The 14,971-nt window shown below is 39.5% G+C and carries 6 protein-coding genes and 7 pseudogenes; 5 read left to right on the top strand and 8 right to left on the bottom strand.

The window, feature by feature from the left end:
* The first annotated feature begins 63 nt into the window (after positions 1–63).
* From E3U36_RS07165 to E3U36_RS07155, 3 genes and pseudogenes are all read left to right on the top strand, one after another.
* Positions 64–805: pseudogene (locus E3U36_RS07165) on the top strand (TroA family protein).
* Positions 762–1,961: pseudogene (locus E3U36_RS12640) on the top strand (aminotransferase class V-fold PLP-dependent enzyme). The pseudogenes E3U36_RS07165 and E3U36_RS12640 overlap by 44 nt, the downstream one beginning before the upstream one ends.
* A gap of 25 nt (positions 1,962–1,986) precedes the next feature.
* Positions 1,987–2,385 (top strand): ParB N-terminal domain-containing protein, encoded by a 399-nt coding sequence (locus tag E3U36_RS07155; protein WP_238337419.1) that lies wholly within the window; start codon positions 1,987–1,989, stop codon positions 2,383–2,385.
* 175 nt (positions 2,386–2,560) lie between these two features.
* Here the strand turns inward: E3U36_RS07155 and pgmB are convergent, their stop codons facing one another.
* Complete coding sequence (pgmB, locus tag E3U36_RS07150; RefSeq protein WP_180816019.1) at positions 2,561–3,211, bottom strand: beta-phosphoglucomutase; 651 nt, start codon at positions 3,209–3,211, stop codon at positions 2,561–2,563.
* A gap of 84 nt (positions 3,212–3,295) precedes the next feature.
* On the bottom strand, positions 3,296–4,219 hold the full coding sequence (locus tag E3U36_RS07145) for an IS5 family transposase (protein ID WP_180816017.1): 924 nt from the start codon (positions 4,217–4,219) through the stop codon (positions 3,296–3,298).
* 77 nt (positions 4,220–4,296) lie between these two features.
* On the opposite strand from E3U36_RS07145, the pseudogene E3U36_RS07140 reads away from it, so the two are divergent.
* Both E3U36_RS07140 and ppa read left to right on the top strand, forming a co-directional pair.
* A pseudogene (locus E3U36_RS07140) lies at positions 4,297–4,713 on the top strand (class 1 fructose-bisphosphatase); the annotation flags it as partial.
* Positions 4,714–4,851: 138 nt separating this feature from the next.
* Complete coding sequence (ppa, locus tag E3U36_RS07135) at positions 4,852–5,382, top strand: inorganic diphosphatase (RefSeq protein ID WP_180816015.1); 531 nt, start codon at positions 4,852–4,854, stop codon at positions 5,380–5,382.
* A gap of 62 nt (positions 5,383–5,444) precedes the next feature.
* Here ppa and E3U36_RS07130 read toward each other — a convergent pair.
* The 6 genes and pseudogenes from E3U36_RS07130 to E3U36_RS07110 all read right to left on the bottom strand — a co-directional run bounded on the left by E3U36_RS07130 (position 5,445) and on the right by E3U36_RS07110 (position 14,906).
* Positions 5,445–5,795 (bottom strand): annotated as a pseudogene (locus E3U36_RS07130) (gamma-glutamylcyclotransferase family protein).
* Positions 5,796–5,804: 9 nt separating this feature from the next.
* A pseudogene (gene tamB / locus E3U36_RS13550) lies at positions 5,805–9,360 on the bottom strand (autotransporter assembly complex protein TamB).
* A gap of 38 nt (positions 9,361–9,398) precedes the next feature.
* Entirely contained in the window at positions 9,399–9,536 is a 138-nt protein-coding gene (locus tag E3U36_RS13440) for a hypothetical protein (RefSeq protein ID WP_439647259.1), read from the bottom strand.
* Positions 9,533–11,255, bottom strand: a pseudogene (tamA, locus tag E3U36_RS07120) (autotransporter assembly complex protein TamA). Before tamA ends, E3U36_RS13440 begins: the two are co-directional and overlap by 4 nt.
* Positions 11,256–11,720: 465 nt before the next feature.
* Positions 11,721–12,722, bottom strand: a pseudogene (locus E3U36_RS07115) (carbon-nitrogen hydrolase family protein).
* 132 nt (positions 12,723–12,854) lie between these two features.
* On the bottom strand, positions 12,855–14,906 hold the full coding sequence (locus tag E3U36_RS07110) for a M13 family metallopeptidase (protein ID WP_238337417.1): 2,052 nt from the start codon (positions 14,904–14,906) through the stop codon (positions 12,855–12,857).
* Positions 14,907–14,971 lie beyond the last annotated feature (65 nt).

Below are 14,971 nucleotides of genomic sequence, written 5' to 3'. Positions count from 1 at the left end.
TTTTATCACGTTGAAAGTTAGCCACTCCTCCAAAGAATCAAATAAATCTATAGGGTATGAGCTATGATAGTAAGGTTTTTATTTTTTACCATACTGCTAATTTCTTCCAGTGTACAAGCGGAACAAATAGCTACTCCGGTGACCGATCTCCTCGGTAGAACTGTGTCAGTCAAACTTCCGGTTCAGCGCGTGATCCTAGGCGAAGGTCGACAACTTTACCTTGTTGCAATGTTAGATAAGGAAAATCCAGCTAAGCGAGTGGTTGCCTGGAGAAAGGATTTAATTCAGTCAGATCAAGCGACATGGCAACAGTATCGAAAAAGTTTTCCCCTTTTGGAAAAAATCCCTACTTTTGGTGGTAGCGAACAGGGAACTTTCGATGTAGAGCTGGCCATTAGCCTCAAACCTGACGTTATCATCATGAACATGGATGCAAGAAAAGCGATCGTAGATTCAGGATATGAGGCGGCGCTTTCCAGCGCCGGGATCCCTATCTTCATCTTCTATGTTGACTTTCCTAGCATGGTTTACTACCCGCCCTGCCTATAAAAACAGTTCAGATCAGCATAATAATGCATTTTTCGCTATTTGGCATCAGTTCTACAACAGTCCTTACGATGTCATTGACATCCAGCAATTAGCAAAATGGATCCATCCTGAACTATTCAGTGAACTTGATCCCGATGATACATTTCGTCGTCTTCATCATAAATTCCTTCCCATTCCGTACTTAGCAGGATATATGGTTAGTCTGAAAACAGATGGGCATAATAGTGACAGTTTGTATGACACAGCTTCGCGCTGATACTCCAGGAACGGAGCATGTCATCCATTTTAATAATGCCGGGGCAAGTTTAATGCCTGAACCCGTTATACGTGCGATAAAGGAACATTACTCCAGAGAAATCACCACCATCGGTAGATATAAAGCTGCTGTGACCCAGCGACAGTCAATTGACAATGTCTATCAGGAACTAGCAACGCTTATCAATGCAAAACCTGCTGATATCGCACTGATGGAGAATGCGACTCGTGCCTGGGATATGGCTTTTTATTCTTTACCATTGAAATTTGGTGACATTCTTCTTACCTCAACAACTGAGTATGCAGGAAATTATATACCTTATCTGCAAAGACAAAAACGAGATGGTATAAAGGTTAAAGTACTGAATGAAGATGAAACTGGTGCTGTTTGTTTGGAACACCTAAAGAAAGCATTGGATAATCCCAATGTTCGATGAATAAGCCTACCATTGCTTGGTACACATGGTGGGCCAATACAACCCGTCGAGGAAATTGGCGCACTCGCGCGTGAAGCAGGCGTATGGTTTTTTCTGGATGCCTGCCAGGGAATTGGGCATTTACCATTGGATATCAAAAAAATTGGCTGTCATGTACTAACCGCTTCTGGTCGCAAATACTTACGTGCTCCACGTGGTACTGGTTTTCTGTGGATAGATAACATATTAAGCTCAACTATAGAACCAATATTGCTTGATCATCATGCCGCGAAGCTGGAAAGTGCTAATCATTATCGCATTAATCATAGCGCACGTCGTTTTGAATGCTGGGAAGCTAATATTGCGGATCGTCTTGGTCTGGGAGCTGCCGCCGCATATGCTACATCATTAGGCCAGGAAAATATAACTCAACGAATTCTTCATCTTGGCAAACAACTTAGAACCGGTCTGAAGGATTTACCTCACATTCAGATACATGATCGTGGGAAATATTTATCTGGGATTGTTACGTTTACCGTCAAGAATATTATTCCAGAAAATGTACAAAAGTATCTATCCACTCATCCACGTCGTATGAATGTTTCCTGTTCACGATTTAATTCAACATTTATTGATATGAAAAATCGTGGACTTGACGCTGTCGTACGTGCATCTTTGCATGCATACAACAGTGAAGAAGAGATTGATACCCTACTTAACGTACTTGCTGATATCAGATGAGGTACACATGATATATAACATAGTATTGCGACCACTTGCATTGATCCGTCCATCTGAAGAGGTCAACATTGAACATGTAGAAATATTAGTAGAGGAGATTATTCACTGTCAGAGATGGATAACGGCTGTCCCAATAGAAAAACAAACTGGGATTATTATGGATGGTAATCATCGATATTGTGCTGCATATCGGTTAGGTCTAGCATGTCTTCCTTGTGTCATGCTTGATTATAACTATGAATGTGTAAGTGTTTACCACTGGTGTAACGGTAAGCCTTTTTGCCCTGAAAAAATTAGAGAACATATTGTAAGTAAAGGGAAAATATTTCCATATAAAACTACCAGACATCTATTTTCTCCAGAACTTCCTGTTGTTGATTTTAGTATTCAGCAGTTGCAAAACATGCCCGTTACATATTCTTAAATACATTAAGGTAATGGCTGTTATAAATGCTGACAGTGAAAAAGCGCTGTCAACATTTATAAGTAAAACTATATATCACCAACCTCAATGACTAATTTGTTGCCTGACCTAAAGATGCAAAAGAGGTTATTTTACTAAATGTTTACTATTTATATTAAATAATTAAAGCATTCAGTTATAGACATAACAGTTGCTCAAAATTAATTTTTACAAAAGAGTCTACTCGTAAATCTGCACCCACTAAATTGTCTTTTGACGATATGCCAACAGAAAAAATATTCGCGCTATTTAATGCTGTAATTCCTGCTTGTGAATCTTCAAAACCAATCGCTTCATTAGGTAATACATCGATTAAATTGGCCGCTGTTAAAAAAATCTCTGGATCCGGCTTACCTTTAGATAAAGAGTGAGGATCAACAATTACATTAAAATAATCTTTAATATTCAGTTGCTCTAGGATCATTGTGGCATTTTTAGAAGCGGAGGCTATCGCACAAGGTATTTTCTTTTTTTTCGCTTGCTTAATAAAAGGCAATACCCCAGGCAAGATATTTTTTTCTGTCAGTTTACTGAGTGATTTTACATAGTAATCATTTTTACTGTCCATCAGGGCATTTTTTTCTGCCACACTAAAAACATCGGCTTTATTACCATAATGCAAAATTTTCTCCAATGACTCAATTCTGCTTATTCCCTTCAAAGTTTCATTAAAGGTCGCATCAAAATCAATATCGATTTGTTTAGCCAAATATTGCCAAGCTTTAAAATGATAAAAAGCGGTATCGACAATAACACCATCAAGATCGAAGATCATGCCCTTCTGCATGCAACTACCTCATTTTTATAAACAACATGGCTTTGTTGAATAAATCAGAATTAGCCGCCATGATGGCTCCCTCTGCTACAGCTGTTATCCGATCCTGACGTTGTGTGGCATACCCAACAACGTCATACGGTTCAGCGCTTTGACCATCGCCATTGCTTCACCTACCTGAGCCTCATAGTCACGCAGCCTCAGATGGCCACCCAGCAAAGTTTTTATGCGGAACATCGCTGTTTCTGCCACTGAACGCCGGTGATAACCCACTTTCTTTTTCCACATATCATTACTCCTGCTCAGACGCTGATTCGCCACCGCATGGTTACGTTCATGGTACTTGTCCGGCCAGTATTTCGCTCCGCTTCGCGGCGGGATAAGGGGCCTGATTTTCTTTCTTAGCAACGCATCGTGGCAGTAACAGGCGTCATAAGCACAGTCTGCTGACACTTCCCTGATTTTCCGGTGGGTTTGGTTAATCAGGCCCGGCAGTGCCTGCGCATCTGTCGTTCCGCTGAGCGATAAGTCGGCACAGATAATCTCATGAGTCACACTGTCTGCTGCCAGATGAAGCTTGCGCCACACTCTTCGTCTGTCAGCCCCATGCTGCCTGACTTTCCTTTCACCTTCGCCAAAGACCTTCAGACCGGTACTGTCGATGACCAGATGCGAGATTTCACCACGCGTTGGCGTTTTTATGCTGATGTTGACGCTCTTTGCTCGTCTGCTGACCAGCGAGTAGTCCGGACAGCACAGCGGCAAAGACATGAGTTTAAAAATCGAATCAACGAAGCCCTGTAATGCCCGGAGCGACAGGTTAAACACACGCTTCATCATCAGGACAGTGGTAACAGCCATATCGCTGTAGTAAAGCGGCCGGCCACGACCTTCAGGCGAAGAACTGTCAGTCCATCCAGCGATGGCCGACTCATCAAGCCAGACCGTCAGGGAACCACGTTGTCTGAGTGCCTTGTTGTACGCGGGCCAGTTGGTAATTTTAAACTTTTGCTTTGCCATGGGGACCTGATGTTGAAACGAATTTAGCGATCAGATCCGCCAATCACCTAAAAGTTCGATTTATTCAACAAAGCCTGTTTCCACCACAAGGCAATATGTATTCAATCAATGAAGGAAATTATAGTAAATTTCCATTAGGGGTAAAAAAATATATAAAATATTGCCAGGAACAAGATCCCGCAACGCTTCGCCCTTATACCACGCGCTATATTGGCTCTTTGGTGGCAGATTTTCACCGAAATTTACTAAAAGGTGGGATTTATATTTATCCAAGTACAGCAAGTCACCCTAAAGGTAAATTACGCTTGCTATATGAATGCAATCCGATCGCCTTTTTAGCCGAACAGGCAGGAGGTAAAGCAAGTGATGGTACTAATCGAATTTTAGATATCGTCCCAGAACAACTACATCACCGTGTACCTTTCTTTGTTGGAACAAAATCTATGGTAGAAAAAGCCGAAAGCTTTATGCTTGAATTTTCAGTTAATGCATAACATCCTATCATAAGCAATAAAGGCAAACGATCTGGCCTCTATTGTTAAGCTTATTTTTATAGTGATAGTGAGTTTTTGTTTCGTTTACGGCTATAATAACCGCTACTCAATTTTAGCGTTAAATAAAGGACATTTTTTATGAGCCTAAATAATGTACCGGCAGGGAAAGAGCTGCCTGAAGATATCTATGTTATTATAGAAATTCCCGCGAATGCGGATCCGATAAAATATGAAGTAGATAAAAAATCTGGAGCCATCTTTGTCGATCGTTTTATGTCTACCGCTATGTTTTATCCCTGTAATTATGGTTATATCAATCATACTCTCTCCTTGGATGACGATCCCGTTGATGTTGTAGTTCCAACACCTTATCCGCTACAACCAGGAGCAGTAATTCGTTGTCGCCCAATCGGGGTATTAAAAATGACCGATGAATCGGGTGAAGATGCAAAATTGGTTGCGGTGCCTCATTCTAAATTAACTAAAGAATATGATCATATTAAAGATATTAACGATTTACCTGAATTACTACGCGCTCAAATTAAACATTTCTTTGAACACTATAAAGATTTAGAACAAGGCAAATGGGTAAAAGTGGATGGTTGGGAAAATGTTGATGCGGCAAAAGCTGAAATTCTTTCTTCTTTTGAACGCGCAGCTAAAAAATAACCATTATAGAGTTTTAATTAGATCCCCTTTATCAGCGATAAAAGGGATCTGGTTAGAAAAATTTATTTGCTTTTTACATCACGCTTTAGCCAATCACCACTTTCAATTCGGCGTAAACCATCTACCGAAAGTTTATAAAGATAAATCCATGCATTACCATAAGGTGTAGGTATCAATTCTCTTACATAATCCTGAGAGTTCCTTTTTAATTCATCAAGTTCAGTCAAAATGGATGGTGTAATACGATAAACTTCACACTCTATCGTCCCTTCACCACGTATTACTGCAGGGTAATAACCTAAGTCATAAATCTCATAACCTTCCAACCTATACTGTCCTAACAGCTGAGCATAAGTCATCCAATGATGATTTCCCTGATTACGCCTTCAACTACCATAAACAATTATACGCATAATTAAAACTCAAACTTGATAAAGCAGATCTATTGCCTGGTCCACGCCAGACACAGCTTCTAGATACAATTTTGGCATCAAACGATAGCGTAGTGTTAATGTAGCAAGAGAATTAAATATCCCTACGCCATATTTAACTTGCAAATCATTCGTTATCTTACCACTCACGACAACTTGAGATTGGTCACCAACACCCTGAGTATCTAATGCTAAGTCGGAAACACCAAATGTTTCAACAATACTTCCCAATAATTTTCCGCTCTTGGAAACTCCCAGACTAATCAGCAAAGCAGCCATATGAGTACTATCTGCGCCACTACTATTTAACCCTTCACCTCTCAGTAAGTAAGACAGAGCTTCCTCCTGCGATTTAACTGGCTCGGAGAAAATCGTTGCTTTTGGTTTATCAGCCAAGCCTGTAACTCTTACCCCCGCAATCACATTATCATTGGTACTATCTGGAGTGCGGATCGCTTCTACATTTAAGAATGGCTGATCAACGGGGCCGGAAAATAAAATTTGTCCTTTTCGCACAATTAGATCTTGCCCATATGCATGAAATCGACCTTCAGGAATATCAATCTGGCCATTTAAACCCAGCCCTTGCTTATCTTGGATAACTTTCAATATTCCTGTTAATCGCGCTTTTAAGCCAAATGCATCCAAACGAACATCATTTCCAATTTTAATCTGTAGATTAGTTAATATCGGAATTGATATACCTTTTTTCTCAATTGGATGTAAATTTGCATCTAACATCACCTCATCTGATGAAACGCCAACTGCTGATTCTGGTAATTCTTGTACAGTAATACGTGCCCAAGGAATATTTACATTGCCATTGAGACTTAATAAATTAGGCGTAGCTTCAAAAACAATATACGGCTCCACGTCAATACGAACCATTGGAGGTAATGTTATCCGCAATTTGTTACCTGTGGCAGAAATTCTCGCTTGCCAAACTTTAATATTACGCCAATCCACTTCTCCAACTAACTTCAAATAACCTTCAGGTGTATTAATACGTTCTGTCAATTGAGAGCGAGTTCCCATAAAATCCAGTTTGAGGAACCCCTGATTGATATCAAATGGAAACCAGTGTCCTTTTGCTGCTACATTAGAAAGCGCCAAATTACCATTTAATAACGGCTGCTTCATATTGCCAGACAACCTTAAATCGGCATTCAAATTGCCATCTAACCTTTCACCATTACTTAAAATTGGACGAATTAAGGCTAATGAAATATCGTTAATATTAATACTACCCGATAATCTAAGACTTTGTTCCAGATCGTCAATCCGTATATTGCCTGAAAATTTGCCATTATTGGTAATTTGTATTAACCACTTTAATACTGCCTTACCATTACTCATATCTGCATTCAAGCTTAGCGTTTGAAATTCAACGGGTAACAATGATCCTTCAATCAAGTGTTTGATTTTGACGCCATTACCAAACAAATTTACTTTTACCTGCGGCGAATGCCCATCGGCATACCAACTCACTTTCGCATCACCATCAAAACTGCCAGTTAGCTGAGTTTCCGCTGGCAAAAAGGGTTTGAGTAGTGCTCAATCAAACTGCTGTAGCAGCATATCTGCATTACCGGATTTACCAATTTTAGCCATTTTAGACAAACAAAAGTGCCCTTTAGTATTTAGCCAACAATGAGGCGAAACTGTGACTTCCTGTTGCTGATTGGCATACTCAATTGACACCGCCCGACTTAACTGCCATTCACCGATCTGGGTGTTAAATAACGTATTATCTAACACACCTTGCCATAATGCTTTCTGTCGATCAAAACTGCCTTTCAGGGTTAAGTGACCTGAAATGGGTTTTCCATCGATATTGATGTTAACACTATGCTGCTGCCCATTACCTTTAGCATCCAAGGTGAAATTATGAACAACTAAATCTGCCTGTTTCAACTGCTGAACAGCAGCAGTTAGTGGGCCATGGATCTGTTTATCAGAACGGATATCACCTTGAATAGTTGCTTTATCGATAGCTAAGCTATCTTGCCATTTAACGCTATGAGCTGCGATATCAACCAGTAATTGAGGTGACTTTAAATCACCTCGTAATTTTAATTGTCCTTTTATTACTCCGGCTAAACCAGGTAATACACCATCGAGAGCTGGCGCATCAATTATCCCATCTAGTTGCCAGCTGTCACTCAGATGTCCATTAATATCTAATTTGTTGCGTCCGAGTAGATATTGAAAACGGGAATGTTCCATTGACCTGCGGCATTGCACTTATATGTCCACGTGTGCGTAATAAATGACCTTTTACATTACCATCAAGGGTAATTTCAGGAATTTTTGCCAGCTACCACCATGTAAACTGCCAGTCGTGACGATTTTACACTGCAATTTAGCTGGCCATTGTGGCCACTGTTTTGCAGTATTAATATCGGATAAAGTTAATAACCCATTCCAACTTATCGCTTTACTCCAATCGATAATACCGGTTAATCCTGTTTTTCCCTGCAACGCATTCAATCGCAAACGCGTTAACCGAAACTGTTGTTCATTCCCTTTAGCATCAAGCGTTAACAACGTCGGTGGCAAATCCCGTCCATTAATATCAGTTCGGAATGAGAGATCATAACCTGTCACCATACCATTATTCTGGCTCACCTTGTAGTGGCCAATTAAGCTGCTGACTCTCTAAGGTTAATTGAATTGGCAATCCTGCCTGTGATAAGGCTGCTTCAGCGACCACATTAGCATTGATGGGACCCGTTAAACTTAACATTAATTTAAGGTGTTGTAATAAAGCCCCCTCCAGTTTTAAATCAACTTGTTGCCCCTTAACATCGTTAAGATAGGATTCAGCTTGAACAGCAATATTGACCGGCCACTGCTGAGCCAAATTAGCATCTCCGGTAATAGTGGTCTTGCCTTCAGGCATCAAAACAACAAATTGTTTGATAGCTATCTGCTGATTTTGTACGCTCGCCATTAATGTCAAATTATCAATTGCCACCTTAGTATCACCACTTAAATACCAGCTTACTCCTCGGATCTGCTCGATATTAATATCGATAGGTAAAACGACTTCAGGTAAGTTAGCTAATCCAGGCTCAGCAAATAGTGCTTTTAATGTTTCCGCGGGTGATTTATCGGCTACCTGATCGCTGGTTTTTATTACTGCTTTTGCTGTCGCTTTATTTTCTTCCACTACAGTTTTTGGCAAATTAACCACTAATCCATTAATTGTCGTTGGTTTAATTGTTAACAGATTAGCTTACCAATCAGCCGCCATGGTTAATTCAGCCAGCGCAATCTGGCTGTTATCGAGCTGAATATTGATATTTTTTAGTGTTAACTGATTTAACAAAATAGGATAGGGCGTTGACAATTTAGTCAATGGAGTTGAGTTGGCTGGCTCTTCGGTAGATGCAAAGGCTTTGCTATCAATCTTAACATCGACGCCGTCAGTTGAAATATTATTAACACACAATTGAAAACGTTTTAAACAGTTAACTTCGAGTGAAAGATTAAACTTATCAACATCAACATTAATACCCTTGGTTCGATAACGAACTCCCTGCAAATTTCAATCAATCCAGCCACCGGAAATGGTCGCAATTTCTAATCCTGCAACCAACGCACTGCTGTATTAAGGGCAAAATGTAAGCCTGATTGGGTGGTAACTATCCAACCAATCATCGTTAATAATATTAGTAACAAAAACAATAAGACCAGGCTAATGCGTTTTACCCATTTCATAGCTCAGCACCTAACGCAATATAAAATTGTACTTTGCTATAATCAGGATCACCGACCGGCGCAGCAATATCCAGTTTAATAGGCCCAACCGGTGAAACCCAGCGAATACCAACGCCAGCGCCAACTTTAACATCATCTTTACTAAAATCATTTACCGCCTCACCACCATCAACAAATATTGCGCCCCACCAGTTACGTGTCACATTATATTGATATTCCAGTGAGCCAACGGCTAATTTTGAAGAACCGGTTAATTTTCCTTGGCTATTGGTGGGTGAAATTTTTTGATAACCATAACCTCTAATACTGCGATCACCACCAGCAAAAAAACGCAGATCAGGTGGGACTTTGTTAAATCGATTAGTTTCTATCCAACCAAGATGGCCTCTTACCACAAAACGATGCCCTTTCCAGGGTGTTCTTATCCAAACATTTTGTGCTTGTAATACCACAAAATCGATATCTGAACCCCAAGTAGTATTAGAAATATCAATAGTATATCGCTGGCTATCCCCCCCCACCTCGCTGTCGCATCCGGCTAAGGCGGCTCCAGGATACAGAAGCATAGTAGTATTGGTTATATTTGCCTGGGTAAAATGGCTAAGACTCCAGCGCAAATTAACGCCATATTGCCAACCTTTATAATAATCCCAATTCCTTAATAAATTCATCGTTGTGGTATCAGACTGAGTATCATTTAGGTCAGTACTTTTAAAGCCCGCCTGAACGGCATAATATTGTTCTAATGGACTCTTTTGTAGCGGAATTTTATAGCTGGCATCAATCATTTGTTCAGGTTGCGAAAGACTAAGGCTGGAAGTAAAACACTGTCCTCTAGAATTAATCAAGGGTTTATTCCAAGTAGCTTTGACTCTGGGACCTACATCGGTCGAATAACCACCACCTAATGCAACATGATTACGCGCACGTGGCGTTATGCGTGCATTGGCAGAATATGCGTGCCTTTTTCACGAGCTTTAGTAATATCATGGGGCAAAATTGCGGAATTGAACCAACCAGTATTAACTAACCGGTGATTGAATTCAGCCAATTGTTCAGAGGCATAATAGTCTCCCTGTGTAACGGGAACAATATTATTTAGATAATCTTCGCGAATTTGAGAGCCTTCATATTTGATGGCACCGAAGCGATAACGCTAACCACTATTGAAATCAAATATCCAGTAAGAAGCCCTGTGAGCCAATGAGACCCCTAACTGACTTTTCTCCATTCCGCATCAAAATAACCTTTACGCACTGCCAGACGACTAAATCCCTGTTTCAAATCTTCATAATCGCCATGATTAATAATAATTCCTTTGGGTGGCGTATTGCGAGCTATCATTTCCGCATAATCTTTATCATATTTAGCCGTCCCATTTAACGTTATACTAACATTTTCAACATGAACAGGTTTTCCAGGATCAACGTTAGCTGTCAAAACGGGTCGAGAAGTAGGCTGAAATTCCTGATAAGAGAATTCAATGGTGGGTTCATAATAACCTAACGGTCTTAATCCTAAACGAATTGCTTTATCAACTCTGACCTGGAAACGGTCATCTGGGGCAATTTCATCCTGAGTGATATTTGAGAGCTGAATACGAACGTTTTTTTCAAGTTCTCCTGTCAATCCTTCAACTTTTAAACGAAGATTGGCACCATTGGCAACTGACACTACCATCGACATACAAAGAAAACAAAGCAAAGAATATCTTGCCACGCCAACTCCTAATGGAAAATAGACTTTATAACAATAAAAAACTCACTCATTTTGGTTAAATTAAACAAGATATACAAGACATTAATAATAAATAATGCAATCTTTTTCTGTCCATTTAAGCCCCAATAATGGCTATTGAATAGCACGCTAAAACATTTTTAACTGATAAGACTATCGGTCTGTTTATTTTTATATCGTCACGCCAAAATTTATGCACGAAATACCTTATTAAAAAATAGCAACTTTCTTGCAAAAAAACGAAATGCAAAACATTTTCTTAACCATGAAAAAGTTTAGAAAGGCATATAAATAGAAGATAGACTGAAAAAATAATTACCACCTAACCACAAATTTTAGTCACTATCTTACCGTTAAAACAGATAAATACAGTCAAGTGGATATATTAGAATTGATCACTACATTTGTTCAATTAACAGTCATAATATTCTAATTCGCCGGAACTTCTTAACTCCCTGGCAATACAATCTGTTTTGTATCTATTAGTGCAATAAAAGAAGCGGCTTTAATCGATAACGGGCGATTAGCCGCAGGATTAAATAATAAGCTAGTTACGTCTGGACGTGAATCATGCCCGACCGGATCGGCGATAGCTTTGGCGAAGGTAATTGAAGCAGGGTCAAGCGTAGCTAACAGTAATCCTTCCTCATTTTCTGCCAAGGGGGTTGTTAGCTCACTGCCATCTGGACCAAATATACGTGCATAGCCGCCACCTGCTTTTAACAAGTTCCGTTTAATTTTATCTGTACATAACTTTTCAATTATCTGCTCTGACACAATGGCACTCGGTGCAATAACAAAACATTGCCCTTCTACTGCATAGGATCGTGAAAGCGCGATATTGACTTCAGGGCTCAAAGCAGCTGTTATATCGCAATAAAGGCTAAAACTAGGCTAAGACCCAATATGAATTTGCTCATGCTGAGCATACATAACATAACGCGTTAACGGTTGTATGTGTTCCCAACAACACAATGCCCCAATCACACCTAATTCAGTGGTAAACGTTTTTAGCGATGAACCATCACTTTCACCAAATAGAGTGCGCTCAACATTACTTGGTTTAAGTTTTCGCCGCACACCGACCGTTTCCCCCGTATTACTGATGAGCCATTGAGCCATATAAAGCGTACCATGATCTCTTTCACTCAAGCCCAATAGCAACCAAATATTATTCTCTTTAGCAACCGAAGCGATACGCTTTGCCTGTTCACTGCCTAATACTAAAAAATTTTGATAATATTGATAAACCAATGGAGTTAATGCCGCAGGTGAGTCCAACCAAAGAAACCAAGGATAACCAGGTAGCCAATTTTCCGGAAAAGCGATCAATTCCGCCCCTCTACTGGCCGCTTCTTTTATTAAATCGATAGTTTTATCAATAGTTCCTTCCAAATCCATAAATACAGGAGCTGCCTGTACACAAGCAAAGGTGATTGATTTATCCATTATTAATTCACCTCATTGTTAAATATCACATATCGTTTATATTTGCGATTATACAAATGAAGTGTTTCTAACGTTATTACCCGAAAGCAGCAAGTTTATCAGGCTCCACGCTATAGAGCCTGATATTGAAGTCTACCAGATATGGATTCGATCTTTAGGTGCCAGATAAAGCTTATGCTCTTTTTCTACATTAAATGCTGCATACCAATCATCCATATTGCGTACCACACCGTTGGCGCGATAGGGGTTAGGACTATGGGGATCAGCCATAATCTTATTACACTCTGACTCTTTATTAGCTAACTCGCGCCAAGTTCTCGCCCAGGCTATAAAGAAGCGTTGTAATCCCGTCATTCCATCGATAATCGGCGGTTCACCATTAGGATAATGTTCTTTAGAAAATTGCTTATAAGCATTGAGGGCAATATTTAATCCACCGAGATCACCAATATTTTCACCTAGGGTAAGTTTACCGTTAACAGCTAAACCATTAATTTTAAACCCGTTATACTGCTTAATAAGTTTGGCTGTTGTTTCTTTAAAATGCTGCTGTGAAGCCGTTGACCACCAGTTTCTTAATTGCCCTGTTCCGTCATAAAGACGGCCTTGATCGTCAAAACCATGTCCGATCTCATGCCCGATCACCGCACCAATGGCACCATAGTTATAAGCAGGATCAGCATTTTGATCAAAAAATGGCGCTTGCAAAATAGCCGCCGGGAAAACAATTTCATTCTGAACTGGATTATAGTAAGCGTTAATTGTTTGTGGCGTCATCCCCCATTCCCACTTTCTGACTTTTTCACCGATCCGGATCATATTATCTTGATAGAGCCAGTTTTGTACTTGCAGATAATTGTCGAATAATGTATCTGGTTGCAAATGCAACGTACTAAAATCATGCCATTTTTCAGGGTAACCAATTTTAACCGTAAATTGGTTAAGTTTTTTGAGTGCTTCTTGGCAAGTCCGTTTATCCATCCAGTCATTATTTTGCAAACGTGTTTTAAACGTTCCTTTAACATAACTCACCAGATTTTGGATCTTATTTTTAGCATAAGGATCAAAATATGTTGCAACATAAAGCTGCCCCAACGGCTCCCCTTGTAGTTTATTCACGACTTCTAATGCCCGTTCTTTACGTGAACGCTGCTGTTTAATACCATTTAATCGAGTTGAATAAAAATTAAATCGAGCATCAGAAAACGCTTGATTCAAGTAATTGGCTTTACTACTCAGATAATGGAAAACTAAGTAGTCTTGTAGGGTAGATAGTGGGGTATTAGCCAATATTTTTGCCAGCTGTTCAACTGCACTGTCATTTTCTACAATAACTTTCACCAATTGTTCATCTGAAAGTTTCCATTGTTGAATAAACCCCTGCCATTGATAATCTGGCGTAAACTTTTTCAATTGGCTAAGCGTCATCGGATGATAATTTTTCAACGTGTCACGTTCAGCTTCTGGTGTCCAATGAACTTTTGCTAACGATTTTTCTAACGCAAAAATCTGCTTAGCCTTTAACTGTGCTTCTTTTTCGCATTCTCCCGCTAAATGTAAAATAGTGGCAATATAAGCGACGTAATCGTGACGGATAGTCTCCATCTGTTTAGTGTTATCCAGATAGTAATTTCTATTTGGTAGGCCTAAACCACCTTGTCCCAGATAAAGAACATAGTTATCAGGTACTTTTGCATCCAAGCCAACCCAATAGGAAATAAATGGCATATAACCTGGTTTTGCCATCAAATTAGTAATATCAGCGTGAGTTTTTGCCTGCTTGATAGCATTCAGGGCATTTTGTACCGGGGTTAAACCTGTTTTTTCAACTACCGTTTCATTTAAATAACTGCGATAAAGATTACTAATATTGCGTTGATTATGATTAAGCTCACTTTCCAGTTGAACTTCAAGTTTATTTATCCGTGCTTGCATCTGTTTTTCTGTTGTGAGATATAACTCAACAAAGGAATTAATACGTGACATTCCAGCTGGGATTTTTGTATGAGCTATCCAATCTTGATTAACATATTGATAAAAATCATTACCAGGAGAAATGGAATCAGACAGTATGATTTTTTGTTCACCGTAAGTAACGTTTTTGGCAACAGCAAAGGAGGAGACTGTCAGAGCAGACAGACTAATAAGTAGAGCTAAAACAGTTTTTTGCATAGGAGAAAACATTTCTCTTCTTTGAGATTGATATGTTCCATCAACAAGTGTTGATAAGTTGATAAAGTATATATACT

It is taken from the genome of Arsenophonus endosymbiont of Aphis craccivora (assembly GCF_013460135.1).
GTDB classification, from domain to species: domain Bacteria; phylum Pseudomonadota; class Gammaproteobacteria; order Enterobacterales; family Enterobacteriaceae; genus Arsenophonus; species Arsenophonus nilaparvatae.
The sequence above is the reverse complement of the archived record's forward strand: the minus strand, read 5'-3'. Positions and strand labels throughout refer to the sequence as shown.

Excerpts from the sequence above, each read along its gene's own strand:
- pgmB (WP_180816019.1), bottom strand. The coding sequence starts at position 3,211 with ATGCAGAAGGGCATGATCTTCGATCTTGATGGTGTTATTGTCGATACC.
- E3U36_RS07145 (WP_180816017.1), bottom strand. The coding sequence starts at position 4,219 with ATGGCAAAGCAAAAGTTTAAAATTACCAACTGGCCCGCGTACAACAAG.
- ppa (WP_180816015.1), top strand. The coding sequence starts at position 4,852 with ATGAGCCTAAATAATGTACCGGCAGGGAAAGAGCTGCCTGAAGATATC.
- E3U36_RS13440 (WP_439647259.1), bottom strand. The coding sequence starts at position 9,536 with ATGAAATGGGTAAAACGCATTAGCCTGGTCTTATTGTTTTTGTTACTA.
- E3U36_RS07110 (WP_238337417.1), bottom strand. The coding sequence starts at position 14,906 with ATGTTTTCTCCTATGCAAAAAACTGTTTTAGCTCTACTTATTAGTCTG.